General features: G+C 39.7%; 25 protein-coding genes and 1 tRNA gene. 11 read left to right on the forward strand and 15 right to left on the reverse strand.

The window, feature by feature from the left end:
* Positions 1–17: 17 nt before the first annotated feature.
* The 10 genes from FOC45_RS05915 to FOC45_RS05960 all read right to left on the reverse strand — a co-directional run bounded on the left by FOC45_RS05915 (position 18) and on the right by FOC45_RS05960 (position 10,206).
* Complete coding sequence (locus FOC45_RS05915; RefSeq protein ID WP_009392224.1) at positions 18–581, reverse strand: NfeD family protein; 564 nt, start codon at positions 579–581, stop codon at positions 18–20.
* A 26-nt stretch (positions 582–607) separates the two neighbouring features.
* Positions 608–3,394 carry a hypothetical protein gene (locus tag FOC45_RS05920; RefSeq protein ID WP_009392223.1) on the reverse strand — a complete coding sequence of 929 codons (2,787 nt, stop codon included), beginning with the start codon at positions 3,392–3,394 and terminating at the stop codon, positions 608–610.
* A gap of 214 nt (positions 3,395–3,608) precedes the next feature.
* Positions 3,609–4,139, reverse strand: coding sequence for a 50S ribosomal protein L9 (gene rplI, locus FOC45_RS05925; protein ID WP_009392222.1), 531 nt, complete (start codon positions 4,137–4,139; stop codon positions 3,609–3,611).
* A gap of 18 nt (positions 4,140–4,157) precedes the next feature.
* Positions 4,158–4,436: a 30S ribosomal protein S18 gene (rpsR, locus tag FOC45_RS05930; RefSeq protein ID WP_009392221.1), complete on the reverse strand. Its 279-nt coding sequence runs from the start codon at positions 4,434–4,436 to the stop codon at positions 4,158–4,160.
* A 4-nt stretch (positions 4,437–4,440) separates the two neighbouring features.
* Positions 4,441–4,782, reverse strand: coding sequence for a 30S ribosomal protein S6 (gene rpsF / locus FOC45_RS05935; RefSeq protein ID WP_009392220.1), 342 nt, complete (start codon positions 4,780–4,782; stop codon positions 4,441–4,443).
* An 89-nt stretch (positions 4,783–4,871) separates the two neighbouring features.
* Entirely contained in the window at positions 4,872–6,233 is a 1,362-nt protein-coding gene (locus tag FOC45_RS05940) for a pitrilysin family protein (RefSeq protein WP_052141350.1), read from the reverse strand.
* A 7-nt stretch (positions 6,234–6,240) separates the two neighbouring features.
* Positions 6,241–7,506, reverse strand: a complete 1,266-nt coding sequence (locus tag FOC45_RS05945; RefSeq protein ID WP_009392218.1) for a pitrilysin family protein — start codon at positions 7,504–7,506, stop codon at positions 6,241–6,243.
* 85 nt (positions 7,507–7,591) lie between these two features.
* Positions 7,592–8,950, reverse strand: a complete 1,359-nt coding sequence (locus FOC45_RS05950) for a TlpA disulfide reductase family protein (protein WP_009392217.1) — start codon at positions 8,948–8,950, stop codon at positions 7,592–7,594.
* Positions 8,951–9,007: 57 nt separating this feature from the next.
* Positions 9,008–10,033 carry a quinone-dependent dihydroorotate dehydrogenase gene (locus tag FOC45_RS05955; RefSeq protein WP_009392216.1) on the reverse strand — a complete coding sequence of 342 codons (1,026 nt, stop codon included), beginning with the start codon at positions 10,031–10,033 and terminating at the stop codon, positions 9,008–9,010.
* Between the two features lie 91 nt (positions 10,034–10,124).
* A tRNA-Tyr gene (locus FOC45_RS05960) sits at positions 10,125–10,206 on the reverse strand.
* A 247-nt stretch (positions 10,207–10,453) separates the two neighbouring features.
* On the opposite strand from FOC45_RS05960, the gene tsaA reads away from it, so the two are divergent.
* From tsaA to FOC45_RS06000, 8 genes are all read left to right on the forward strand, one after another.
* Positions 10,454–10,939: a tRNA (N6-threonylcarbamoyladenosine(37)-N6)-methyltransferase TrmO gene (gene tsaA, locus FOC45_RS05965; RefSeq protein ID WP_009392215.1), complete on the forward strand. Its 486-nt coding sequence runs from the start codon at positions 10,454–10,456 to the stop codon at positions 10,937–10,939.
* Positions 10,936–11,955: an iron ABC transporter permease gene (locus FOC45_RS05970; protein WP_009392214.1), complete on the forward strand. Its 1,020-nt coding sequence runs from the start codon at positions 10,936–10,938 to the stop codon at positions 11,953–11,955. Before tsaA ends, FOC45_RS05970 begins: the two co-directional genes overlap by 4 nt.
* Positions 11,946–12,704, forward strand: a complete 759-nt coding sequence (locus FOC45_RS05975; RefSeq protein ID WP_009392213.1) for an ABC transporter ATP-binding protein — start codon at positions 11,946–11,948, stop codon at positions 12,702–12,704. Before FOC45_RS05970 ends, FOC45_RS05975 begins: the two co-directional genes overlap by 10 nt.
* Entirely contained in the window at positions 12,689–13,438 is a 750-nt protein-coding gene (locus FOC45_RS05980) for an SAM-dependent methyltransferase (protein ID WP_009392212.1), read from the forward strand. The genes FOC45_RS05975 and FOC45_RS05980 overlap by 16 nt, the downstream gene beginning before the upstream one ends.
* 154 nt (positions 13,439–13,592) lie before the next feature.
* Positions 13,593–15,671 (forward strand): TonB-dependent siderophore receptor, encoded by a 2,079-nt coding sequence (locus tag FOC45_RS05985; RefSeq protein ID WP_009392211.1) that lies wholly within the window; start codon positions 13,593–13,595, stop codon positions 15,669–15,671.
* Positions 15,672–15,763: 92 nt separating this feature from the next.
* On the forward strand, positions 15,764–16,267 hold the full coding sequence (locus tag FOC45_RS05990; protein ID WP_155846613.1) for a pilus assembly protein N-terminal domain-containing protein: 504 nt from the start codon (positions 15,764–15,766) through the stop codon (positions 16,265–16,267).
* 130 nt (positions 16,268–16,397) lie between these two features.
* Positions 16,398–17,483, forward strand: a complete 1,086-nt coding sequence (locus FOC45_RS05995) for an ABC transporter substrate-binding protein (protein WP_009392209.1) — start codon at positions 16,398–16,400, stop codon at positions 17,481–17,483.
* 2 nt (positions 17,484–17,485) lie between these two features.
* Positions 17,486–17,719 (forward strand): MoaD/ThiS family protein, encoded by a 234-nt coding sequence (locus FOC45_RS06000; RefSeq protein ID WP_009392207.1) that lies wholly within the window; start codon positions 17,486–17,488, stop codon positions 17,717–17,719.
* Between the two features lie 45 nt (positions 17,720–17,764).
* On the opposite strand, the gene FOC45_RS06005 is transcribed toward FOC45_RS06000, so the two are convergent.
* The 4 genes from FOC45_RS06005 to FOC45_RS06020 are packed head-to-tail and all read right to left on the reverse strand — an operon-like array spanning position 17,765 to position 20,397.
* Positions 17,765–17,929, reverse strand: coding sequence for a hypothetical protein (locus tag FOC45_RS06005; RefSeq protein WP_155846614.1), 165 nt, complete (start codon positions 17,927–17,929; stop codon positions 17,765–17,767).
* A gap of 29 nt (positions 17,930–17,958) precedes the next feature.
* A complete protein-coding gene (gene moaCB, locus FOC45_RS06010) occupies positions 17,959–18,864 on the reverse strand; it encodes a bifunctional molybdenum cofactor biosynthesis protein MoaC/MoaB (protein WP_009392204.1) in 906 nt (301 codons plus the stop codon).
* 11 nt (positions 18,865–18,875) lie between these two features.
* Positions 18,876–19,304, reverse strand: coding sequence for a molybdenum cofactor biosynthesis protein MoaE (locus tag FOC45_RS06015; RefSeq protein WP_034539232.1), 429 nt, complete (start codon positions 19,302–19,304; stop codon positions 18,876–18,878).
* A 19-nt stretch (positions 19,305–19,323) separates the two neighbouring features.
* Positions 19,324–20,397 (reverse strand): HesA/MoeB/ThiF family protein, encoded by a 1,074-nt coding sequence (locus FOC45_RS06020; RefSeq protein ID WP_009392202.1) that lies wholly within the window; start codon positions 20,395–20,397, stop codon positions 19,324–19,326.
* 364 nt (positions 20,398–20,761) lie between these two features.
* Here FOC45_RS06020 and FOC45_RS06025 point away from each other — a divergent pair, with 364 nt between their 5' ends.
* On the forward strand, positions 20,762–22,933 hold the full coding sequence (locus FOC45_RS06025) for a DNA mismatch repair protein MutS (RefSeq protein WP_009392196.1): 2,172 nt from the start codon (positions 20,762–20,764) through the stop codon (positions 22,931–22,933).
* Between the two features lie 4 nt (positions 22,934–22,937).
* Here the strand turns inward: FOC45_RS06025 and FOC45_RS06030 are convergent, their stop codons facing one another.
* Positions 22,938–23,597: a class I SAM-dependent methyltransferase gene (locus FOC45_RS06030; RefSeq protein WP_009392194.1), complete on the reverse strand. Its 660-nt coding sequence runs from the start codon at positions 23,595–23,597 to the stop codon at positions 22,938–22,940.
* 128 nt (positions 23,598–23,725) lie between these two features.
* On the opposite strand from FOC45_RS06030, the gene FOC45_RS06035 reads away from it, so the two are divergent.
* Entirely contained in the window at positions 23,726–24,472 is a 747-nt protein-coding gene (locus tag FOC45_RS06035) for an electron transfer flavoprotein subunit beta/FixA family protein (protein ID WP_009392193.1), read from the forward strand.
* Between the two features lie 26 nt (positions 24,473–24,498).
* Positions 24,499–25,455 (forward strand): electron transfer flavoprotein subunit alpha/FixB family protein, encoded by a 957-nt coding sequence (locus tag FOC45_RS06040; RefSeq protein ID WP_009392191.1) that lies wholly within the window; start codon positions 24,499–24,501, stop codon positions 25,453–25,455.
* Position 25,456 lies beyond the last annotated feature (1 nt).

The raw sequence follows: 25,456 nt of genomic DNA on the forward strand, positions 1-25,456 counted from the left end.
ATTGAAACTTATAAATATTATATACGCTCTACAAATAGTACAGAATCTTCTATAGAAAGTATTTTTACCATTACATTCGAGGGGATACGTGCTCCAGCTGTCATAGCCTCAAGCTCGTGCATTGTACCTCTTACACTAATAGTTATTTTTCCCCTCCCTGATTTATTTTCTGGTATTGGTACATATACTTCAGCCGTTTTGCCTATAGTTTCAGAGAGCTTGAAAGTATTATCTTCTGAAAGCCTCATTAAAGCTCTTATGATCAGAAAGAAAAAATAAACAAATAATCCTCCTACGGCTACCGCTAATAGTATAAGTAGCGTTTGGTTAGGTATAATTTTATAGAATGAAATACCTGTCCAACTAAAACCTAACAAGAAATTCATTAGGTTGCGGAAAGAGAAAAGCTGAAAAGGAGCATCTCCTCCATCAAAATCGCCGTCAAAGTCGGCAGAAGTACCATCAGAGGCATCAGTACCTATAAAAGTAAGTACCATCTGAATGAGGAAAATGATAGTAACTGGTATGGCTACCAACCAAAATCCTCTAAGAAGTAAGTCAAGATTGTTAAAAGCTTCCATATATCTAATTGTTTGATTACAAGTATTTAACGTATATTTTTAGGATCTACACCAGCATCTATAATAGCTTGGCGTATATTAGCAAAAGTCTTTAGATTAGCTTTGCCTTTCACCATATCATAATTATTACCTTTCTTGAGGAAATAGATAAGATTTGCTTGTCCGCCAAAGGCAGTAGGCTTAATCTGCTCTATTGAAGTTCCCTTCTTCAGTGCTGTAAAGAAACTGCTGTACTGTGTTACACGGTCTTCTATTTCTTTGCGCTCCTGATTAAATTCATACATTATCAAGCTCCAATCTTTAGCATCTAAACGTTTTAGGTTTAGTTTCACTCTATCTACTATTTCTTCTGAACAAGACTGAGAGTTAAAACGTTTAAGATCAGCTATAAAGTCATTGGTTAGCTTAGTATTAGTTGCCTCTGGCCTAGGTGTATTTCTATTATTTCGTATAATGGTTTTTGAAGGACGTGTTTCACTCGTCCCCTCTGTCTTTTCTACCCTATCTACTGGTGCAGGAGCTGGCATAGGTGCCTCTGTCACACTCTTAGCAGGAATCGCTGCTTTTTCTGGTTTTGAAGATGGAACTGCTAAAGGTTTATTTTCTTTAGACTTTGGTGTACTTACTACAGTGTTTGTACGAGGTACTTCTTCCACCTCCTCTTCGTTTTCACGCGCTTTAGTTTGTGAAATTATATCTTGTATATCTTTCTGATAAGAGATAAGCTCACTCTCACCTCCTTTCATATAAGGACTCAAAATACTATCCACTTGTTCGCTGTTGTAAGCTGAATAGTCAAAATCTTTTAAGAAATTATCCCATACAGCTTTCTCAAACTCAGGGCGAAGTGTCTCTGTGAGGTAGTGTTGCCTTTTAGCTTCAGCTAAGAATAGAGTCCCTTTGGGGTCAGCGTGGGTATCTTTCCAATGAATCACATTAGCAAGGAAAGAACGTGCAGGCGAAAGTACTTGTACTTTAAGCGTATCTTTTGTTCCTTTTTCTACCATTTGTGCCAATGAACTTAGCTGTGTCTTGCTAAGCGAAAGCGTATCTTTTCCCTCCTCAGCAAAATCAATAATTATTTTGGTTTCTGTAAGGGGGAAACTCTTCTTCAGCTGTATACAAGTATTATCTATTTCATAGGTACGTTCATCTATATTAGTCAGAAAATGAATATCGCTTATCTTGCTTTCTGACGAGAATGCTACATACGCCTTTACAGGATCTTTGAGCATAGGGAATATAAACCAATAGCCTACCCCCACTAATGATAGTATAAAGACTACTATTGAAGCTATTTTAAGCCAGAAAAAGCGTGAGCGGTGCGGTACTACACCTTCATCATCTTCTTCTATTGAGCCATTCTCATCTATTACAGCTAACTGCTTAGAAGTAGACATTTTAGGGCTCTCAGAGGCTATCATATGCAGATTATAGCTATCACTAAGTTCGAAGTTTATCTCTCCACTCTTTGATATGCTAATTGTCTTCTGATTCTCCTGATTTTCAAACTCAAAGTGATAAAGATGCTCTGGTAATACTATCTCTATAGGCGAGTCACTGCGTAGTGTTTTACTAAAGAGTACTCCATTTATTTTCAGTGCAATAGCTACTATTTTATTTGATACTATAGTAAAATGGTACTTCTCAAAAGACACAATTAGTGGTACCCTATCATCTACCATATAGTTACTCTTAAATACAATACCATTATAGCTCAAGTTGAATATATTATGAGCTTCCTCACCTTTGAATGAAAAATAACGCCCTTTGCTATCAGAAGAAAGTTTAGCTTTAAAATTATTACTTTCTAATGAAAGAAAGTTGATATACTTCTCGTATTCACGTTGGGGAGTTTCTATATATACTTTAAACTCTTTATCTGCAAAAGGAATAGTATCCAAAGCATAATTATCTTGCACTCGCTTTATGTACCCCTTCTTAATACCTTTTTTAATAGTATCGTGAAAAGAGAACATCTGCTGATAGCGCGATTTTTCAAGTAATAACTCTACTGTATCATCATCAGAAAAAGACTCATTAGCATAGGTAGCACTTACATCTTTCCCATTTTTCATAAAGGCTAATACCTTCAGATTAGTTCCAGAGAGTAGGAATCGTGCACCTCCAGCAGCAGCTGCAGTTGTTTCGGTAGCAGCAGTACTCCTTTGCATAGCATATTCTGGAAACAAAAAGTCAATACTGTAAGCACGAGGATCTTCTACAAACTCCTTTCGCAAGAATACTACATCCTGAATACTCTCGAATTCAGGTCGATAAGGCATATTGAAATACTTATCTACTTCATAGATATCAGCATACGGAAAAACTTTTGGAGAATAAGGTAAGTCTAACAAACAAGATTTTGAATTGGTCTCTTCTACCAATTGTTTTTCATAACCACGCAATAGATTGAAATAAGGGAATATATCCTCTTTCTCATTCGGTATAGGAGTATTATCATCGTAGTTTATATGCTCTGCGAAATACATATCCATCAGAAGGTTTAGCACTTGTCTAACCCCTTTCCACTGTAAATAATGAGGTATGTAAAGCGAAATAGCTATATACGCCCCGCTCTGCCCATTTACATCGCGAGACGACCTATACTGGGTGTATATCTTATAATTCTGAGTAAACTGTAATGTATAGAAATCTATGCGAGGAGTGTGAATGCGTATAAAAGCACTAATATCTTTCAACCTATTTTTTACTTCTAGTAGTTGAAAGTTCACCCCCTGCGAGGCTAAAACCTTACAGCCTTGCTTATACCCCCAAATGGTGAGACCTATAGTATTGATTTTGGATTCCATTGAACTGAAAATTGCTAAAAAACTGGTACAAAGGTATGCACTATTTTTTTAAAATGCAAATAATATGTGTAAAAAAACACCTACAAAGGTATAAAGTCCTTATATTACATAGCTTTTCATCTTATAATAAAAGAAAAAAATACCTATAAAGGTTGCCCTTCATAGGTATTCAAAAATTATAATTGATATGAACTATTTTCCTAAGAAAAAGATCTTAATTCTGAGCAGCAACTTCTTCAGCTACAACTTCTGCTTTAGGAGCCTCTGCTTTCTCAGTAGGTTTAGCTTCTACTTTAGCTACTTCGGCTACTACTTCAAATGGGAAATCAACGATTACTTCGCGGTGTAGGCGTATTGCAGCGTTGTATTTACCTGTACGTTTAATAGTGTTACCAGCAATAGAGATAAATTTCTTATCAATATCGTGACCTGCCTTAGCTAATTCTTGAGCTACATCACCATTGTTGATAGAACCGAACAATTTATCACCAGTACCTACTTTAGCTACTATCTTCACCGCTAATGCCAATAGAGCTTTAGCTGTTTTCTTAGCTTCATCAATGATATGTTGCTCTTTGAAAGCTTTTTGCTTCAAGTTTTCAGCTAACACCTTTTTTGCTGATGGAGTAGCCAAAATTGCAAACCCTTGTGGGATTAGGTAATTACGACCATAACCGTTTTTAACAGTTACTACATCGTCTTTAAACCCTAAATTATGTACGTCTTGTTTTAATATAATTTCCATATTTCTCTACTCCTTGTATTATTTTAATAAATCGGCTACGTAAGGCATTAATGCTAAATGGCGTGCTCTTTTTACAGCAGTAGCCACTTTACGTTGAAATTTCAATGAAGTACCTGTAAGGCGACGAGGTAGTAATTTACCTTGTTCGTTTACGAACTTCAATAAGAAATCAGCATCTTTGTAATCGATGTATTTGATGCCCAATTTTTTGAATCGACAATATTTCTTTTGTTTAGATGTGTCGATGTTTAGTGGAGTAAGATATTTAATGTCTCCTTTTTTTTGTTCTACTGCCATTTTCTTACGCTTTTTTAGTGTTTAACTTTGCTCTTCTCTTTTCAGCCCACGCAATAGCGTGTTTGTCAAGTTTTACAGTGAGATAACGCATTACACGTTCATCACGTCTGAACTCTAATTCAAAGGCATCAATTACTTCACCAGCTACTTTAAATTCAAAAAGGTGGTAAAATCCGCTTTTTTTGTTTTGAATAGGGTAAGCTAATTTTTTCAAGCCCCAATTCTCTTTTGATACAAATTCTGCACCCCTTGAAGTAAGAAAATTTTCAAACTTTTCTACTGCTTCCTTTATCTGTGTTTCAGATAAAACGGGATTCAAAATGAAAACAGTTTCGTATTGATTCATAAATAAATTGATATTAATTCGGCGCAAAAGTACTACCTTTTTTATTAACTGCCAAATTTTTCTCGATATTTTTTCTATTTTCCTCGCTATTACAGCTGATTAGCATAACTATCAAATAAATATACCGGTAGTTTTTCGCCTTCAAAAGTAGCTGATTCTAAATCTTTTAACACTTCATCTTTCTTCCCCACTACTATAATTCTCATTTGGTTGAGTTGAAAATACTTTTCGGCTACTCGTTGTACATCTTCCTTAGTTACAGCATTGATATTGGTGATATAATTCTTATAAAAATAGGGCGATAACTGACGTGCTTTGATATTAATAGCATAATTGGCTATAGTTTGTGGGCGTTCGGTAGCTAGCACAAACTGTCCTAAATATTGCGCCTTAGCTTGTGCCAACTTCTCCTCGCTAACTGCCTCGCACCTAATGCGTTTTACTTCTTTTAGTGTTTCTATCACGGCAGGGGTCGTAACTGCATTGCCTACACTGGTTTTGATATTGAAAACTCCTTTAGTCCATTTATCGGTCTTAAAATAAGAAGAAGCCCCATAAGTATAGCCGTTTGCCTCTCGCAAATTCATATTGATATAGCTACCAAAATCGCCTCCTAATATACTGTTGGCTATAAGCATTGCAAAATAGTCAGGGTCATTCATCTGCAAATCTATTAGGTTAGTGATGCGTATTTCTGACTGCACTGCATTGGGAAGGTCGATAAGGTTTATTTGCGTTTCAGGTACGTTTTCAGGCACATAGAGTGTTTCTTGTGGGGTACTGACAGCCTGCCATTCGCCAAAATAGCGACTCACTAAACGGTATACTTCAGCAGGATCTACATCGCCAGTAATAACTAAATAGGCATTATTAGGCACAAAATGAGTGTGATAATATTGGTGTACATCTTTCAAGCTAAGCGCTTTAACATTTCTCTCTGTTATGTACTCTCCATAAGGATGGGCTGTAGTAAAACTCAAAGTCTGCTGTACCCGCTTACTGATTGCCTCTGCATTATTTTCGTTAGCTCTAAGACTTTGTATAATACGCGCTTTTTCTCTTTCCATTTCCTCTTCTTCAAAATTGGGGTGCAGTGCTGCATCGGCTATAAGTTCAAGCACCCTAGGGAAGTATTTTGAGAGCGTTTGTGCCGATACTCCATTAGGCAATATCGAAATATCAGCTGCCAAATAATCTATCTCTTCATTGAAATCGTCTTTGGGTATAGAGGTTGAACCACTACCTGCTAAAAGCGAAATAAGGTCGTAGACCCCTTTTTTATCGCGTTCGAGAGTAGGAGGCTCATCTAATGAAAGTCGCAAACTGACTTGCGGAAGTTTGTGATTTTCAACAATAAGCAAAGTAAGTCCGTTAGGCAATATATGAGTGATAGGTGTACCCAAGTTGATAATAGGAGCTTGGGCAGGCATAGGTTGTTTTGAGCGATTCATCAGTGTATTAGTTAGTGGGTAAATAATCGAGTTCGAGACGTTTGTTTTTATCTAAATATTTGCGGGCGGCATTGCGTATCTCTTCGCGCGTGATACTGCGATATTGGTCTATCGCCTTATTGATAAAGTGAGTATCATTATAAAAAGTATAATGGTCTGCTAATGAAAGGGCTATCCCTTCCATATTGTTATGCTGACTCACAAATTGGGCTTCTATTTGGTTTTGTAGTTTTTCGTACTCACGCTCGCTAATAAGTTCAGTTTGTAGTTTTTCTATTTCCTCATCTATCTCTTTACCCAAAGTATCTAAACTCACTCCGTCCATCGGGAGAGCCCCCATTATATAGGTACCATAATCCTCTTGGGCATCAGAGAAAGCTAACACTTGCAAAGCTATTTGGTGCTCATCTATCATTTTCTTGTAAAGACGAGCACTCTTGCCGTCAGTCAGCAGATATGAAAGCATATCTAAGGCAAATGAGTCTCTATCCTTCATAGCAGGGGTGCGATAGGCATAGAGTTTTAGCGGTATTTGTATATTGGGGTCGTAATCAGTAGCCTTAATAGTCTCGGTTATAGGCGCTTCTTCTATCTTGCAGCGGTGTATCTTCTCGCCTGTATTGGGGATAGTACCAAAATACTGTGCTATCCACTGTTTAGCGTGCGTTTTATCAAAATCGCCTGCCAAGACTAATACTGCATTATTAGGATTGTAGAATTTCTTTTTAAAAGCGATAAACTCTTCGAGTGTTGCGGCATCTAAGTGTTCTATTTTACCAATTACGGTGCCGGCATAAGGGTGTTTTTTAAACAGATGCGGATTGATAGCCGAACGATACATTATTTTGCCATAGGGAGCATTGTCTATACGCTGGTTTTTCTCCTCTTTCACTACCGCATTTTGGGTGCTAACCCCTATTTCATTGATAATGGGGTGCAACATTCGTTCAGCTTCCATCCATAAACCTAATTCTAAGTTGTTAGAGGGAAATACCTCGTAATAATAAGTTTTATCTTGGGTGGTGAAAGCGTTATTATGCCCTCCGTTAGACGATACTATATCAAACCACTTTCCGCGCCCGATATGCTGTGTTCCTTCAAAGAGAAGATGCTCAAAGAAGTGCGCAAAGCCCGTACGTGTAGGGTCTTCGTCTTTTGCCCCTACGTGATACATCACCCCAATAGTTACTACGGGTGCTGAATTATCCTGATGTAGGATAACGTGTAAGTCATTGTCGAGTTTGTATTCTTCAAATATAAATTCTTTTGCCATTATAATATTTGCCAATTAAAAAACTTTGCTTGAGCTAAGAAAACTCAAGCAAAGTTAAACAAAATATTTTATTCTTTATAAATGCTTACAGATTAGCATTGATAAGTTCTTTGATTTTAGCCTCAGAAGGACGTGGAGCAGAGATGCTGATAATCTTACCCTCTTTGCTTATTAAGAAAAAGCGCGGAATACCTGTAAGGTCGTAATTCTCAATAAAGTCGCGGTGAGCACTAAGGTCGATGTGAAGTTGAACACCTTGCATTTTTTCTTCAGTTACCATAGCTTTCCAAGCCTCTTTATCTTTATCAACTGATAGGCTTACGAAAGTAATGTCTTTACCTTTGTACTCTTCTTGTAACGCTTTCATAGCAGGAAGTTCTTGCAAGCAAGGTTTGCACCAAGTAGCCCATACATCTACATATACCAATTTACCTTTTAGGCTTTCGTAGTTTACGGCTTTGCCATTGATATCTTCAGCTTCAAAACCAGCAAAATTACTACCTTCTTTAGTTTTCTCAATAGATTTTAAACGTTTGTCAAGTTCTTTTATAGCTGCAGTATCTTTTACATATTCTTTGATAAAACTTACCATTTGTTGGTTAATTTCATCGGCATTACCAGCAGATACTCCTGTAATAAAGTAGCGTGCTAAGTCTTTTTTGATACTAGCAGATTTAAGTCCTTTTACGTGGTCTATCAGTTTACCCCAAGGGTTAGCTGCGTTATCGTCGTACTTATCAAACAAATTGTTGAGTACCAACTCTTTGTAAGTATGAAAAGTATTGTAATCTTCGGCGTTATCATAGTCTAACTTAGCCACTTCGTCAGCAAACTCTTTTGGTAGTTTTACTTCCTCACCAGAATAGCGTTTATGAGCTCTTTCGTAAACACTTTTAGCATAAAGCATTTCGTAGTTGATAGCTTTTTCTTCTTTTTTTACAAAATCCTTAGGTAGGTCTTTTGCTTTTTTCAAGAAATCAGTGTATTTGGCAGCGTATTGTTCAAGACCTTTTTTAAACTCTTCAGGTTTTTTAGCAAAAAGTTGTTGTACATCTTCTGAATTTTGCAATTCCATTACAAAATCAGCTTTCTTTTGCAAGTAAGCACTGGCGATAGTATCTTTACCAGTGAACTTAACAGTGAGTGGCATTTTAGATAAATCAATATTAACACCCAATTCATCACCTTGCTGTAAGTAAAGCGGAATTTGAATACCCTGAGGGTCTATAAGGGTATAATAGTTGGTAGGCACGCGAAGGGTATCGCGGAAAGTGCCATCAGGCATTAATTTTATGGGACTTTCTACCTCACCTCCTACTAATTTAAGGTCAAGAGGCATTCCGTTTAGACCGTCTACTTTACCGGTCAGTACAATGTAGTCAGCTTTGCTTGAGCAAGCCGCCAAGCCTAGTGTGGCTAATGATAAAATAAATAGTTTTTTCATTATGATTAAATATTTCAGATTACAAAGGTACAGCTTTTTTTTAATCTACCAAAAAAATTAACAATTAGCATTATTAATGAGTGCTTTATTTATGCGTTTTATTAAGCCTGCCCCCTCGTATATAAAGCCGCTGTAGAGCTGTATGAGCGAGGCTCCTGCGGCGAGTTTTTCTAAAGCGTCTTCCTCACTAAAGATACCTCCTACCCCAATGATAGGAAATGTGCCCCCACTCTTCTCGTGCAAGAAACGTATCACTTCAGTAGAGCGCTGTTTTAGAGGTTTTCCACTAAGTCCGCCTGTTTCTTGTCGGTTAGCCGATATGAGGTGCTCGCGCGTAATGGTAGTATTGGTAGCAATTACTCCTGCTATATGCGTTTGTTGTACTATCTCTATGATGTCTAACAGCTGGTCATCAGTTAAATCGGGAGCTATTTTTAGCAAGATAGGTTTCTGTTTAGCTTTCTGATTGTTAGCTGTTTGCAGGGTGGTGAGCAATGCCTTTAGCGGTTCTTTTTCTTGCAAGGTACGCAAATTGGGAGTGTTAGGCGAACTCACATTGACCACAAAATAATCAACATAGTTAAACAGCGCTTCAAAACACGCCATATAGTCGTCTACAGCCTGCTCATTAGGAGTGATTTTATTCTTTCCTATATTGCCCCCTATCAGTACATTAGTATTCTTTTTAAGCCTTTCGACGGCAGCTGCTACTCCCTCGTTATTAAAGCCCATACGGTTGATAATCGCTTGGTCTTCTACAAGGCGAAAAAGGCGTTTGGGTGGGTTGCCCGATTGTGGTTTGGGGGTGATAGTACCAATCTCTATGAAACCAAACCCCATATTAGATAGTTCTTTGTATAGTTTGGCATCTTTATCTAAGCCCGCTGCTAAGCCCACCGGATTTTTAAAGTGTAAGCCAAAGACTTCTCGATGTAGTGCAGGGTGTTCTACCTGATAGATAGCGCGAATGAGAGCTGGCACACCAGGTAAGCGATGTATCCACTTTAGATAATTGAATGTAAAATGGTGAGCCCTTTCGGGGTCGAGCTTGAAAAGCAACGGACGGATAAGAGATTTATACATAACACTAAAAAAGAAGGTTAAAGACAAGCCAAAGCCCTCCTTAACCTCCTAAATAATTTTAAATTTTAAAACACTTAAATACTATAGCGAGTGGGGAGAACAGGATTCGAACCTGTGAAGGTAAAACCAGCAGATTTACAGTCTGCCCTCGTTGGCCGCTTGAGTATCTCCCCTTTGTTCGGAAACGGGTGCAAAGGTATAGCTTTTTTTTTATATTGCAAATTTTTAGTAAACTTTTTTCAAGAAATTTATATTTTATAGATATTAATTTTTTGATAAGGGTTCGGTAATCCTTCGGTGATCCTATAATGTGTGTATATCTAAAGTAAAGGGAAAGTACAGAATAATTTTTTTCTTTTTTTACCCTTACCGTTATGATATTATTATCAAAACTATTATCTTTGCACCCAAAACAGTATTATGAACTTTAGTGTTACACCTATTGGCTATCTTGAAACACCTTTTGAGACAGTAAACAATATGCCTATACAACCCTCTGTAGTTGCTTCTTCTGAAGGAAAAGCCATATTATACCACGAATTTGCCGCTGGTCTTAAAGATTTAGACGGTTTTTCGCATATAATTCTCTTATTCTTACTTCACAAAATAGAAGGCTATCAGTTAGAAGTTGTCCCTTTTATGGATAATGTGCCACACGGGGTATTCGCTACTCGTTCGCCTAAACGCCCTAACCGTATTGGTATGTCGATTGTGAGATTGGAACGCATTGAGGACAATATCATTTATTTTAAAGGAGTGGATATGCTCAATGGAAGTCCGTTATTAGATATCAAGCCTTATTATTCTTATTTTGACAATCGCGAAGACGTACGCAATGGCTGGTTAGAGGGGAAAGTGTTGCCCCCTGAAAAGCTAAAATCAGACAATAGATTTAACAACAAATGACAAACGACAAATTTAAACGCCGTTTATTATTGACGGGGTTGCTTGTGCTGGTAGTGGTGCTCTGTTTATTATCGCTGAGTGTGGGGAGGTATCCACTGCCTATTAGCGATATTATCGGCTTTGTTTTCGGACAAAAAACAGTAGACGAGCATACCGCTTTGCTCCTTACCGAAGTGCGCTTGCCCCGTATATTGGCTGCCCTTTTAGTAGGGGGAGCCTTATCGGTATCGGGGGTAGCTTATCAAGGAATGTTTAAAAACCCGCTTATCAGTCCAGATATATTAGGTGTGAGTTCGGGGGCAGGTTTTGGAGCGGCTTTGGCAATACTGCTTTCGTGGAGTATATTAGGAATACAACTATCGGCTTTTGCCTTTGGATTGGCCGCTGTACTCATAGCTTTGGCATTGAGCAAACGCATCAGCGGAGTGCACAGTCAGGCATTAGTATTGTTGCTTTCGGGCATCATCACTGGAGCTATGTTTGGAGCATTTATATCGCTTACTAAATACATAGCCGATGCTGAATATAAATTGCCCGACATTACCTTTTGGCTGATGGGCAGTCTAACGAATGTAACCGCTACCCAAGTGCTCACCATTACCCCTATCGTGCTATTGGCAGTGCTACCGCTTTACTTTTCGTCTTGGCGACTGAATGTGCTTTCGTTTGGCGAAGATGAAGCCCACACTATGGGCGTGCAGGTACAGCGGTTGCGCTTAGTGGTTATACTCTCGGCTACACTGCTCACCGCTACAGTGGTCTCTATCACAGGATTAATAGGCTGGATAGGGTTAGTAGTACCCCATATAGCACGTTTTATCATAGGGTCGGATAATCGGTATTTGCTACCCGCTGCCTTTATGTTGGGCAGTAGTTTTCTTATTGTTATAGACCTGCTATCGCGTACCCTCTCGGCACTCGAAATCCCTTTGGGTATCATTGCCTCTATCATAGGAGCCCCTATCTTTTTCTTTGTTCTCAAATCAGTTAAAAGCAAGCAGAGCGTATGGGAATAACAGTGCGTAATTTATCAGTAGGCTACCAAAAGCCATTGCTTACGGGCGTGCATTTCACCTTACAAAAAGGAGAAATACTATGTGTTTTGGGCAGAAATGGGTCGGGTAAAACCACTTTATTTAAAACCCTTTTGGGGCTACTACCCAAGCACGCAGGTGAGATACTTATTGACGATGTGCCTCTTGATTCTCAAAACCCTAAACACCTCGCACAAAAAATAGCTTATATACCCCAAGCGAGGAAGATAGATTTCGCGTTTACCGCTTTTGAGGTAGTACTTTTTGGGCGTACCCCTCACCTGCACTACTTTGGATTTCCTACAGAAAAAGACAAAGCTATAGCTGCTGAAATGATGCAACAGATAGGCATATGGCACCTAAAAGATAAGGCTTTCTCGCAGATGAGCGGGGGTGAACAGCAACTTACTATCATAGCAAGAGCCCTCACCCAGCAGCCTACCTATATAGTTATGGATGAACCCACCTCGGCACTTGATTTTGGCAACCAACTGAAAGTGCTGCAACAGGTGAAAGCCCTACAAAGTCAGGATATAGGTATTATCCTTTCGACCCATAATCCTGACCACGTTTTCCTTTGCGATTCGAAAGTGGCGGTAGTGAAAGACCATACTATAGCTGCACTTGGCACTCCTGATGAAGTGATGACCGAGACATTGTTAAAAGACCTCTATGAGGTAGAAATAAAGATTATTAATCAAAAAAACAGAAAAATATGTTTCCCGTTGTAATAATTGGTATGGGACCTGGCAACCCTGAGCTGCTGACCTTAGCAGCCAAAAATGCTCTGGAAGAAGCAGATGTTATCCTCTTTGATTGTATGCCTGATGATACGTTGCTGAAGACCTTTCAGTTTAAAGGTGAAATCATAGCCATTGACAAGAAAACCGACCCTACTGCTATGGTAGACACTATGGAAAAACACTACTGTGCAGGCAAAAAAGTATGTAGGCTAAAACCTGGCGATGCGCTGATGTTTAACGGAGGTGGTAAAGAAGTACGTGCGCTAAAAGCTAAAGGTATAGACTTTCGTATGATACCCGGTATTACGGCTTCGTGTGCTGCGGCTAATATCTTTGCAGTGCCCATTACCGAAATGGACGAGAGCGATGTGTCGGTAAACTTCGTATATCACGATAACGAGACGAACCATAGTCTGCTAAAGGATTTGGCTGGCATACTGAAATACGGTAGTACCATACACATTTACTTTGCTAATACCGACTGTATAGGGCAAATTGTTGAAATTATTACTTCAGTAGGAGTAACACTTGATATGCCCGTAGTGGTAGCCTCGCGTATTTCGGCAAAGGACGAGACCTCAGTAAAAACAACTTTGGGCAAAGTAGAAGCTACTCTGCACGCTTTAGATATGAAGCGACCTATGCTGTTTATAGTAGGTAAATACGTAGAGGTACTCTCAAAAAAGCAGATTATTCCTTTTTTAATGACAAGTGAGCATTAACATTTTTATTACATTATGTTTGCATATTCATAACGTTTTTGTACCTTTGCACCGTGAAAAGAGTTGCGAAAGCACTCTTTTATTTCGCAAAACGTTATGTTTTATATCGCATAACATATTATAATTAACTAATAATTAAACCATTAATCATTAGATGAAACGTTTAGTATTTTCAATTACTCTGCTCTCTGCAGCTGTAGCAGTACAAGCACAAGAGAAAGTAAAAGACACTATAGCAGAGAAACATTATGACCTGCAAGAGGTAACCATTTTGGGGAAACCTAAAGAAAAAGTAGCACTTGTACCTACCCAAAAACTACAAGCTTCTACTATTCAGAACAACAACAAAACCAATGTAGTAGATGCTCTTAACTTACTACCTGGAGTAAGCATCTCTCAGTTTGGTGCTCGTAATGAGGGGACTATCTTAGTGCGTGGATTTGACAACCGTCGTACCCCTGTATATTACGATGGGATTCCTATTTATGCCCCTTATGATGGTAATTTTGACCTTAGCCGTTTTCTTACCTACGACTTAGGAAATATTTCAGTTGAAAAAGGTTTAGTATCAGTAAAATACGGTGCTAATGCTATGGGGGGTGCGGTAAATATCGTATCGCGTAGCCCTGAAAAAGAATTGGATATCAATGGTACTTCAGGCGTTGGTTTTGCTGATGGTACAGGCGTAAACTCTTACTTCACAGGGCTAAACGTAGGCACTCGTAAAGATAAGTATTACGCTATGGTATCGGGGTCGTTTAACAAACGCGAAAACTTTGTACTTTCTAAAAATCTTGCTCCTAATGATTATCAGGAAGCAGGAGGAAAACGCTTCCACTCAGGATATTTTGATAAAAAAATAAGTGCTAAGATAGGTTATACCCCTAATGAAACCGATGAGTATGCTTTAGGTTTTGTAAACCAACAAGCTAATAAAGACATTTCATTTAACATATACTCTATTGGAAATAATAGTTGGAGAGATTATCCTATCTATAACAAGACAAGTTTGTATGCTAAAACTAAAACTAAGATAGCTCCTGAGACTTTTATGTACTTTACAGGTTATTATGACAAGTATTACAATGAAATGCACCAATATGATAACCACTTGTACCGCACTATGAATATGAATTATACTTTCAAGAGTATTTATAACGATTATTCAGCAGGAGGTATACTTACATTCAGCACACTAGCACTTAATCGCAATGCTATTACCCTTACCATTAATGAAAAGTATGACCATCATAAAGAGCATAATGCTGAAGTAGCTGCCAATCCTGCTATAGGACAAATTTTTAAAGAAGGTGAGCCTGAACAATCTTATAAAGACAATACCTTTTATATAGGATTGGAAGATGTTATCACTCTTACTGATTGGCTAAATGCAGTAGTAGGTGCTTCATACAACCAACGTAAAAACATTCTAGCACAAGAGTATGGTACTCACTATCTCACAGGACAGTCAAATGTATTTTATGATTTCCCTACAGGTAGCGACAGTGCCTTCGACTTCAAAGGTGGACTTATTTTTAAACCTGTTGAAAATCATCAAATCAGCCTATCAGCCTCTAAACGCTCTCGCTTTGCCTCTCAAAAAGAACGTTACTCAAGTAGATTTGGCGGACAGAAGCCTAATCCTGATTTAAAATCAGAATATGCAATTGCCTACGATCTTAGTTATACTGGTAAAGTGTTAGATAACAAATTACAATACGAAGTATCAGGCTTTATCAACGATGTAACTAATGCTATCTTTGGCTATACCGTAGGATATAATGATAGAGGACGTGTAGAATATAATATCAATATAGGTAAAGCTCTTTTTCAAGGATTTGAAGCTGGATTCGGTTATGCTCCTGTAAAATACTTTACACTTGGTGCTAATTACAGTTTTATAGAAATGAAAGATAGAACTAAAAATAGCAACAATAAGTTTGTAGATGTTCCTAAATATAAAATAGTAGGTTTTGCCACTATCTCAGTACCTGAAATTAAAACCCAATTATACGTAAATACTGAAACTTATGGTAAACGCTACCTAAACAGCCAAGGTACCCAAGAAGCTCCTGATTTTACCCTTGTAAATGCTAAACTCAATGTGAAACTTTACAAAGGTTTAGACTTTAACTTTGGAGTAAATAACCTTTTAGACAGAGATTATTATTGGTCTTATGGGTTCCCACAAGCAGGACGTAACTTCCTTACAGGAGTATCGTATAACTTTTAATTTTTGTTTTTACTCTTAATAGAAATGCTTTGATAGCAATCTATCAAAGCATTTTCCCTTAAAAAATTATTAATGCTTAATTATATAATCCAATGAAAAGAATTTTTTCAACATTATCTTTTATGGCCATAGTTATAGCCTTAACTGTAGGCTGTGATAAAACAGATGAAAACGAAGTACCTAATATTCCATTAGAAGTAAGTACTCAAAGTGTTTCAGTAGAGAAAGGGAAAGTATTTCCTGAAGCTAAAAAAGGAGGAAATAAATCAAATGAAAAATATGATTTAAATTCAGTTCCTGAGCCGCCTATGCCTAGTAAAAAGAAAAAAGATGGTGCAGTAGCTCCTACTATTACTGCAGGTAGCGGAGATTATTCAGTTAGTATCCTTAATAAAAATATAGCTACAATAGTACTAAAAGAAAATAATGCAGCTATTTATGTTACAGGTGTTGAAGTAGGTACCACTACCATTGTAGTAACCGATAATTACACTAAACAAACTAAAGAAATAGGTGTAAAAGTAACAGCCGCTAAACAAGGTGGCAATAATGGCGGAGGCAAAGGCGGTAATAACGGAGGCGGTAAAAATAGATAGAGAAGATGTGTGGTTCATATTTATAGAATAAAATTTTTGTTTTTACTCTTAATAGAAATGCTTTGGTAGCAATCTATCAAAGCATTTTTTATTATATTTGCAGCGTTTTTCAATTTTTTATACTTTCACTATGAGAAATTATGTATATCTTTTTATTGCTATCTTACTAATGGTAGGGTGCGATAATACCCCTAAAAAACAAACAGAAAATACCTCTGCCGAAAAAGTAACTCTTACCGATATGGCAGGACGCAAAGTACTAGTACCTAAAAGCATCAGCAAGGCTTTTATAGACCGCTCCTCAGTGCATTTAATCTATGCGCTTGATACGCTACTACCTGTAAATAGGGTGTTTAACTACAACGATTCCGAAAAGAAGTACCTAAAAAAAGGTTTTTACGAAAGAAAACCCTACGTAACAGGTACGCCTATTGAAGAGATTATCAAGCTACAGCCTGAGGTGATACTGCTAACGGTATCGCTACAAACAGAAGCCGAACGAGCTAAAGAAATAGAGCGAGCTGACATACTTCAGCAGAAAACAAAGATACCCGTAGTGCTATTTAGCGGCGATTTTGAGCAGTATACCCAAGCGCTTACCCTCTTAGGGACGCTCTTGCACAAGGAGAAAGAAGCTCAAGAACTCAATGCTTTCATAGAAAAATACTGCTATAGCATTCCTAAAGTAGTAGCTACTATACCCAAAACCAAACGCAAGACTATCTACTATGCCGAAGGAATGAACGGATTGCAAACCGAACCGCCTACCTCATTGCATAGCTATCTTATCAACTATACAGGGGGTAAGAACATTGCCGAAGTAGAATTACTCCCTGGCAAAGGCAAGACGAATGTATCTATCGAGCAGATTTACCGCTGGAACCCTGATATGATATTGGTATGGTCGGGTAATTTTGACGATTTGTACAGCTATAAAGCTATCCGCCAAGAGAAGATATGGCAACAACTGCGCGCCGTGAAGGAAAACCAAGTATACCAAGTGCCTTGGCGTCCTTTTGGCTGGATAGACCGCCCACCGGGGTTAGGACGTGTTATGGGTAGCATATGGTTAGCAAGCCTAACTTACCCCGAGTATTTCAAAGGTGATATCGTACCTATTACCCAAGAGTTTTTTAAGAAGTTTTACCACTACGAGATGGATTATATAGAAACAAGAGACATCATAGGGGCTCAACCTGATATAACAAACAAATAACAATGATAACAATTAAAGTATTCGGAAAACTGACAGAAGTATTAGGTACTGATACCTATACTACTGCTTTCACTAAAAAAACAGTAGCTGAGCTCAAAGCCCAGCTACATACAGCGTTTCCTGCACTTAGCAGTATGACCTATTTTGTAATTATCAACAACCAAAAAGCAAGCGATGAGGCAATCATACCCCCTAATGCCGAATTGGCTTTACTCCCTCCCTATTCCGGAGGATAATGATAACTAACCATCAAAAACTGACAAATCTATACTATAGGTTTGTCAGTTTTTTTGCCGCATACTTAGCACAAAAGTTATGGTATAGAGTATACCTGCTATACCCCACACTATTTTAGCTAATGTACTATTGCTGGTTATAATTAGGTATCCTACACATACAAACATTAGCACTAATAATACTATTAAGATAACTTTTCTATTTCTCATAAGCCTTTCTTATTTCGTAATTCGTCTCTCTACTCGTGCCTTGCGCCTTTAAGTACTTTAAAGATATGCAGTACCGCAGGGAATATAGCCTCCATCGACTCGGTAGCTCCTTTGGTCGAACCTGGTAAGGCAAGCACTAAGCTATTACCTATAGTGCCGACTACACTGCGCGAAAGCATAGCATAAGGAGTGCGGTCTTGTCCGTAGCTGCGAATAGTCTCGGCTATTCCCTCTATTTCTTTGTCTAATAACGGACGTACAGCTTCAGGAGTAACATCGCGAGGAGATAAGCCAGTACCTCCTGTGATAAGTACTAAAGAGGTACCTGCACTTACAGCCTCTTTCACACGGCTCTGTATATCAGCCACTTCATCGGGTATAATAGTATAAGTAGCCGGAATAGCATATCGTTCTAAATGTGCTATAATTGCCTTGCCTGCTTTATCTTCTTTCTTGCCCGCAAAAATACTATCAGAACATACTATCACCGATGCTGTAAGCCCTTCGGCTGCTTCTTTGTAGTCAGTTTTACCTCCTTTCTTCTCTACCAAACGGATATTGCGTATTTCTATGCCTTTGTCAATAGGTTTTAGCATATCGTAAAGAGTAAGGGCTACTACCGAAGCCGCGTGCATTGCCTCTACCTCTACCCCTGTTTTATAGATAGTGTGCACCTCTACAAAAATGTGTATCTCTAATTCTTTTACCTCAAAGCTAATATGTGTATATTCAATAGGCAGCGGGTGGCAGTCAGGTATCATATCGCTGGTGCGTTTGGCAGCGAATAGTCCTGCTGTCTTGCTCATCTCGAATACATTCCCTTTGGGTACTTGATTGTTTTTAATAGCTGCAATAGTGCTTTCGGCACTTACGGCTACTACTGCGGTAGCGATAGCTTGGCGCAGGGTATTGCTTTTATGCGTAATATTAACCACTTTATTTTTTATTAATTGTTAGTTTTCCATTGATGAGTCCCATCTCCAAAGAGTTCTTTGCCAAAGATAGGTACTTCTTTTTTGATGCGGTCTACCATTTCATCACAAGCCTGTATGGCTGCCTTCCGATGGGGGGCTGAGGTGAAGACGAAAAAACAGAGTTCGCCTGCCTTTATCTCGCCCAACGAATGGTAGATATGCGCACACGATAGTTGGTATTTTGTGATGATGTCTTCGCGTATTTCAGCTACTTTTTCGTTTGCCATATCCTCATAAGCGGTAAAGAGGATAGCACTTACCGTTTTGCCCTCAATCTGGTCAGCACGTACCTGTCCTAAGAAGATACTATGTCCGCCTATTTGCGTCTTTACCTGATGTTTAGCTATGCTTTCAGCCACCAATGTAGCGGGTATAGCCCCTTGTTTAAAAATGTTTTTCATATTATATAGGGTTTTATGGTTACACATTAACTAAAGGCGAAAAGCCTTGTTTAAAACTCTTTAGGTCTTTGTCAGCCAATACTTCTTTAGCAAAATTAAGGGCTTTCATACTGCGCACACCTGCTACACATACAAAGCAGATATGGTCATACGCCTTTAGTTGTTCCCATTGGGTAGGCAGTACCGAGAGCGGTAATGATAAAGCCGTGTATCGGTCTATTTTGGGCTGTTCATCCTCTTCGCGCACATCTACCAAAACGGCTTTTTCTTGGGCTAAGAAAGCATCAAGGGCTTCAACTGTGGTGAGTTCGTCTCCTACAGGTTGGTGACAGAAGGCGGGATAGTTAAATTGTTGTACTTCTTCAGCAGTAGAGGGAGCTTTTTTGTCCGTCATATTGTATTTTATTTTAGTAAGTTGATAATTCTGAGTGTTAAACAGCAATAAAGTATGAATAAGTGCGTTATTGAGGTCGCCTATAAGGAGTTTCACCACTTCATTTGCCTGAAAATGGGCTATCATCGATGAAATAGTGGGCAGAATACCCGCCTCATTACAGGTAGGCACTTCATTAGGCTGCGGTGCTACGGGGAAAAGGTCGCGGTAAGAGGTCGTATAGCCGTCTTTTTCAACGTTGAAAACGCTCACCTGCCCTTCATAGTGATACAACGCTCCATACACTAAGGGTTTGCGAGCGATAGCACAAGCATCAGAGAGCAGGTAGCGCACACTGAAGTTATCAGTGCCATCAACCACCACATCATAATCGGCTATAGTGCTAAACACATTGTCAGCTGTCAGGGCATAAGGGTAAGCGTGCAGTACCGTCTGAGGGTTGCGCGCTCGCAAACGCGCTACAGCGGCATCGGTTTTAAGCATCCCTACGCAAGCCTCGTCAAAAAGAAATTGGCGGTGCAGGTTGTGGGCTTCTACTTTGTCAAAATCAACTAAGCCCAGCGTGCCCACGCCTACTGACGAGAGCAACTGTAATAGCGGACAGCCTAAACCGCCCACTCCTACTACTAACACCTTGCTTTCCAGCAACTTCTGTTGGTTATCAGCTCCAAAAAGCTGTATCTGTCGGGTATAACGCATAGTTCGTTACAAATTGATAGCACAAAGGTAAATATTTTTTTTCAAATAAACAAATTTTATAAGTTTTTAAACCATATGAGTTTTTTTAGCTATTTCGCAACTTATATTAAAAATTCCGCAATTATACCTCGAGTATAGGAAGGATATACAATGAATATACGAAGAATATAGGAATGCCAAAGAAATTCTATTATCAAATTAGCAACAAAAACAGCAAAACCTTACGAATAATGCAATATTCCTTTTGACAGTCTCTTTTGCCCCACCAAAAGATAAGCAATCAATTGTCTATTAACAAAAATTCACTACTTTTGCACCCTGTTATGGCTAAGGCTTACCTATAGCCCTTAATATCATCATTACCTTGAATACAAAAACACTCGAAGACTTAGAGTTCCCTACGGTACTCAACCAAATAGCAGCCCTTTGCCTTACCGAACTCGGTAAGAAATACGCGCTGCGCATCAAACCTTTTACCGAAAAAGAAAATCTGCGGATGGCTCTTCAGCAGGTGAATGAGTATCTCTCTTCATTAGAGAATAACAACGCTATCCCTTCACACTATTGCGAACCTATATCGGCTGAAATTAAGTTGTTAAAAGTAGAAAATGCAGTGCTCGAAACCAGTGGTATCAGTCGCATACACCGAATAAGCGAGGTGGTAAATACGCAAATAGCCTTCTTTAGGCATTTTGCTATGCTCTACCCTACTCTATTTGCTACGGCTGATAGTGTAGAATATACCACTGAAATTACTACAGCTATCGAGAAAGTGCTTGACAAGTACGGCGAGATAAAGAGTGAGGCTTCGCCTGCATTGGCAAATATTCGGCGCGAACTGAGTATGCTAAAAGGCAAGATAAACGAGAGCTTCGGTCGTGCGCTTGCCGAGTACAACACTGCTGACTATTTAGACGACATACGCGAAACGGTGGTCGATAATCGCCGTGTATTGGCAGTAAAAGCTATGTACCGCCGTAAGGTGCAAGGCACAGTGCTGGGTAGCTCCAAAACGGGCAGTATAGTGTATATAGAGCCTCGCCAGACGGAGCTCTACTCCCGCGAGCTTTCTAACCTGCTCTATGATGAGCGCGAAGAGATACAGCGTATATTGCGCGAACTCACCGCTTTCTTAAGTGAGTTCAGAGAGCTGCTAAAGGACTATCAGCGCTATATCACAGCCATCGACCTTATTTATGCCAAAGCTAAGTACGCCCATCAGATGCACGCTCTTTTGCCCCATATAACCGAAGAGCGCACGCTCTCCCTGCGCGAGGCATATCACCCTCTTCTCTACCTTAGCAATGCGCGCAAGGGCGCTACTACCTATCCGCAGACTATCGAGCTGACGGATGATAACCGCATTATTGTAATATCCGGACCTAATGCGGGGGGTAAGAGTATCACCCTAAAAACCATCGGACTGCTACAGCTGATGCTCCAAAGCGGTATGTTAGTGCCTGTACACCATCGGTCACAAATGTGCCTATTCGAGCATATTCTTACTGATATAGGTGATAATCAGTCAATTGAAAATCATCTGAGTACCTATAGTTATCGCCTAAAGAATATGAATTATTTCCTGAGGAAATGCAATGACCGCACCCTCTTTCTGATAGACGAGTTTGGTACTGGTAGCGACCCTGAGCTGGGAGGAGCTTTGGCAGAGACTTTCTTAGAAGAGTTTTACCACCGCAAAGCCTTTGGGGTTATCACCACTCACTATACTAATCTGAAGATACTTGCCGACGAATTGCCTCACGCCTCTAATGCCAATATGCTTTTCAACGACAAGACGTTAGAACCTATCTATAAGCTGATTATTGGTGAAGCAGGTAGCTCCTTCACTTTTGAGGTAGCACAGAAAAATGGCATTCCTTTCAGCCTTATCAACCGAGCTAAGAAAAAGATTGAAAAAGGAAAAGTGCGCTTTGATGCCACCATAGCCAAACTGCAAAAAGAGCGCAGCAAAATGGAAAAGACGGCCGAAACGCTAAAAGACGAGGAGATAAAAGCGCGCGAAGAGGCCAAACGATTAGAAGAGCTAAACGACAAGATAAAGAGCAAACTCATCAACTACCAAGAGCTGTACGACCAAAGTCAGCGTATGATAACCTTAGGATCGCGGGTAGACCAATTAGCGGAGCGTTACTTTTACGATGGCAAACGCCGTCCGCTCATAGCCGAGATACTGCGTTTGATAGAGACAGAAAACGCTAAGCGCAAACAGCTGAGCAAGGAAGAGCGCAGCCAGAAAAAAGAAGAAAAGAAAGCTACTACCGAAGAGGTACATCAGCAAATGGAGGCTATCCGCCAACAGCGCAAGGAAGAGAAGAAAGAGCGTATGGCACAAGAACGAGCTGCTAAAGAGAAGTTACAACGCGCGCTGGCTCTCGGCGACCGTGTCCGTATAAAAGACGGGCGCAGTGTGGGTACTATCGACAAAATAGAAAAAGGAAAAGCCGTCATCAATTACGGTGCCTTTACCACCACTGTAGCTTTAGATGAACTCGAATTAGTACAAAAAATGAAGTAAGTCCCTATTTTTCACCCGTTACTACCCAATAGTCACGGGTGATTTCTTTACCGTTTTTGGTAGTTAATACTTCCCTAAAAGACTTTTGACTGATAGCTGTAAAACCTGCTTTAGCGAGTATATCGGCTATCTGTTCGGGGGTATAGAACTGAAATCCCTCTTTGGCAAAAGGGGCTTTCTCTCCTACTGCCTTGTCGATAAACGTCAGTGCAACCAATCCTTGTGGGGCAAGCCTCTGATAGATAGTGGCACAATAGCGTGCTAAGTCATCGATAAAATAGATAGTATTAACCGAAAAACACAACTGAAAAGGTTGTTCAGTTATAGGCAATGCTTCAGCAGTTACTTGGCAGAAAGTAGCACGCCCCTCTTGCACCCATTGGTGGTTATAAGCCATAGCTTCGGCTACCATAGCTGCTGAGATTTCGGCTCCTACATACTGTAGTTGCGGTGCTTTCTCTAGCAAATAAGGCAGGTGTTTGCCATTGCCGAAGCCTATTTCAAGCACTCGTATATGAGCTTTTAAAGGCAGACAATCAATAGTGGTATAAATCATTTGGCTATTAGAAGAGAAAAGATAGTCGCCTACCGCTTGTGCTTTTTCTCCTTCTGGGCAGCGCAATAATTGCCCTAAAACGCGCATATCATCTACAGGAGGGTTCATTGCTTTCAATTAGATTTTCAATTAGTTAGCGTGCAAATGTACGATTTTTTTATCAAATAGTTTGCACAGTTGCGCAAAACAGCGTACTTTTACCCTTTCAAAAGTAAACATTATTATCAAATAGTATTATGAAGATATTAGTATGCATCAGTAGTGTTCCCGATACTACTTCCAAAATAAATTTCACCCCTGATAATCGCAAATTCGACCCTACGGGCGTACAGTTTATCATCAATCCGAATGATGAATTTTGCTTGACTAAGGCTATATTGCTCAAAGAAAAATTGGGGACAACCATTACCCTCATCAATGTAGGGACAGCCGAGACAGAACCTATACTGCGCAAGGCTTATGCCATAGGGGCTGATGACATTATCCGCATAGATGCCACCCCTACCGATGCCCTTATGGTAGCTACTGAAATAGCCAAAGTAGCCAAAGAGGGGGCATACGACCTTATCATCTGTGGCAAAGAGTCCTTAGACTACAACGGTGGAATGGTAGGCGGCTACTTAGCTGCCCTGCTCAACCTCCCTTTCATCAATAAATGTATAGGATTAGAAATAGAAGGCAATAGCGTAACAGCAGCCCGCGAGGTTGAAGGCGGCAAAGAGCTACTTTCGGCATCGCTGCCACTGGTAATCGCTGGGCAAAAGGGACTTACCCAAGAGAAAGACCTACGCATACCCAATATGCGCAACCTAATGGCAGCGCGTACCAAAGCCATCGATGTACGAGCTGCTGAAGCAGCAAGCAAAGGAACGACTATTGTTGGCTTTGAAAAAATGCCTGCTAAACAACCTGTAAAGATGATAGCTGCCGATGATTTAGACACGCTCATCAATCTGCTCGAAAACGAAGCTAAAGTAATCTAACTTATTAACCCCTAAAAAGTAAAAAAATGTCCATTCTAATATATATTGATGCTGAAAACGGAAAAGTAAAGAAATCAGCTTACGAGGTAGCTACCTATGCACGTAGCCTTGCTACCGCACAAAATGTACCTTTAGTAGCCCTTGCTGTAAATGTAGAAAACCCTGAAAAACTAGGTTTTTATGGGGTAGATAAGGTCTTGACACTAAACGATGAAAAGTTACAACACTTTTCTGCTAAAGCGGTAGCTCACGCACTACAACAAGCAGCAGCACAAGAAGATGCTAAGGTAGTAGTACTCAGTGCCTCATCGCAGGCTAAACATATAGCCCCTCTATTGGCTATCTATCTAAAAGCTGACTACGCTGCCAACGTAATTTCGCTGCCCGAAAACGGCAGTACTTTTAGCGTAAAGAGCCACGTATTTTCTAATAAAGCTATCGCTATCCAGCAACTTTCTACTCCTGTAAAACTATTGAGCATTGCCCCCAATGCTTTCGGGGTAAAAGAAAATCCTACCGATGCAGTTGTAACGCCTTTCGTGCCTACTCTTGCTGATACTGATTTCGATGTACAAGTAACGGCTGTCGAAAAAGGCACTGATAAAGTATCGTTAGACGAGGCTGCTATAGTAGTATCAGGCGGACGCGGACTAAAAGGGGCAGAGAATTGGGGTATCATCGAGGAACTTGCCGAAGTACTCGGGGCTGCAACAGCTTGCTCTAAGCCCGTTGCCGATATGGGTTGGCGTCCTCACGCTGAGCACGTAGGACAAACCGGAAAACCTGTAGCTCCTAACCTTTATATAGCTATCGGCATTTCAGGAGCTATACAGCACTTAGCAGGCGTAAACGGTTCTAAAGTGAAATTGGTAATCAATAACGACCCTGAAGCTCCTTTCTTTAAGGCTGCCGACTACGGAGTAGTAGGCGATGCTTTCAGTGTAGTGCCTGAACTTATCAAAAAGCTAAAAGCGCGACAATAAT

Origin of the sequence: Capnocytophaga sp. FDAARGOS_737, from assembly GCF_009730375.1 — a bacterium.
GTDB classification, from domain to species: domain Bacteria; phylum Bacteroidota; class Bacteroidia; order Flavobacteriales; family Flavobacteriaceae; genus Capnocytophaga; species Capnocytophaga leadbetteri.

Excerpts from the sequence above, each read along its gene's own strand:
- rpsR (WP_009392221.1), bottom strand. The coding sequence starts at position 4,436 with ATGGCAGTAGAACAAAAAAAAGGAGACATTAAATATCTTACTCCACTA.
- FOC45_RS05995 (WP_009392209.1), top strand. The coding sequence starts at position 16,398 with ATGAGAAATTATGTATATCTTTTTATTGCTATCTTACTAATGGTAGGG.
- FOC45_RS06035 (WP_009392193.1), top strand. The coding sequence starts at position 23,726 with ATGAAGATATTAGTATGCATCAGTAGTGTTCCCGATACTACTTCCAAA.
- FOC45_RS05945 (WP_009392218.1), bottom strand. The coding sequence starts at position 7,506 with ATGGCAAAAGAATTTATATTTGAAGAATACAAACTCGACAATGACTTA.
- tsaA (WP_009392215.1), top strand. The coding sequence starts at position 10,454 with ATGAACTTTAGTGTTACACCTATTGGCTATCTTGAAACACCTTTTGAG.
- rpsF (WP_009392220.1), bottom strand. The coding sequence starts at position 4,782 with ATGAATCAATACGAAACTGTTTTCATTTTGAATCCCGTTTTATCTGAA.
- FOC45_RS05915 (WP_009392224.1), bottom strand. The coding sequence starts at position 581 with ATGGAAGCTTTTAACAATCTTGACTTACTTCTTAGAGGATTTTGGTTG.
- FOC45_RS06020 (WP_009392202.1), bottom strand. The coding sequence starts at position 20,397 with ATGCGTTATACCCGACAGATACAGCTTTTTGGAGCTGATAACCAACAG.
- FOC45_RS05985 (WP_009392211.1), top strand. The coding sequence starts at position 13,593 with ATGAAACGTTTAGTATTTTCAATTACTCTGCTCTCTGCAGCTGTAGCA.
- FOC45_RS05940 (WP_052141350.1), bottom strand. The coding sequence starts at position 6,233 with ATGAATCGCTCAAAACAACCTATGCCTGCCCAAGCTCCTATTATCAAC.
- FOC45_RS05980 (WP_009392212.1), top strand. The coding sequence starts at position 12,689 with ATGTTTCCCGTTGTAATAATTGGTATGGGACCTGGCAACCCTGAGCTG.
- FOC45_RS06030 (WP_009392194.1), bottom strand. The coding sequence starts at position 23,597 with ATGAACCCTCCTGTAGATGATATGCGCGTTTTAGGGCAATTATTGCGC.
- FOC45_RS06000 (WP_009392207.1), top strand. The coding sequence starts at position 17,486 with ATGATAACAATTAAAGTATTCGGAAAACTGACAGAAGTATTAGGTACT.
- FOC45_RS06005 (WP_155846614.1), bottom strand. The coding sequence starts at position 17,929 with ATGAGAAATAGAAAAGTTATCTTAATAGTATTATTAGTGCTAATGTTT.
- rplI (WP_009392222.1), bottom strand. The coding sequence starts at position 4,139 with ATGGAAATTATATTAAAACAAGACGTACATAATTTAGGGTTTAAAGAC.
- FOC45_RS05990 (WP_155846613.1), top strand. The coding sequence starts at position 15,764 with ATGAAAAGAATTTTTTCAACATTATCTTTTATGGCCATAGTTATAGCC.
- FOC45_RS05920 (WP_009392223.1), bottom strand. The coding sequence starts at position 3,394 with ATGGAATCCAAAATCAATACTATAGGTCTCACCATTTGGGGGTATAAG.
- FOC45_RS05970 (WP_009392214.1), top strand. The coding sequence starts at position 10,936 with ATGACAAACGACAAATTTAAACGCCGTTTATTATTGACGGGGTTGCTT.
- FOC45_RS06040 (WP_009392191.1), top strand. The coding sequence starts at position 24,499 with ATGTCCATTCTAATATATATTGATGCTGAAAACGGAAAAGTAAAGAAA.
- FOC45_RS06015 (WP_034539232.1), bottom strand. The coding sequence starts at position 19,304 with ATGAAAAACATTTTTAAACAAGGGGCTATACCCGCTACATTGGTGGCT.
- FOC45_RS05955 (WP_009392216.1), bottom strand. The coding sequence starts at position 10,033 with ATGTATAAATCTCTTATCCGTCCGTTGCTTTTCAAGCTCGACCCCGAA.
- FOC45_RS05950 (WP_009392217.1), bottom strand. The coding sequence starts at position 8,950 with ATGAAAAAACTATTTATTTTATCATTAGCCACACTAGGCTTGGCGGCT.
- FOC45_RS05975 (WP_009392213.1), top strand. The coding sequence starts at position 11,946 with ATGGGAATAACAGTGCGTAATTTATCAGTAGGCTACCAAAAGCCATTG.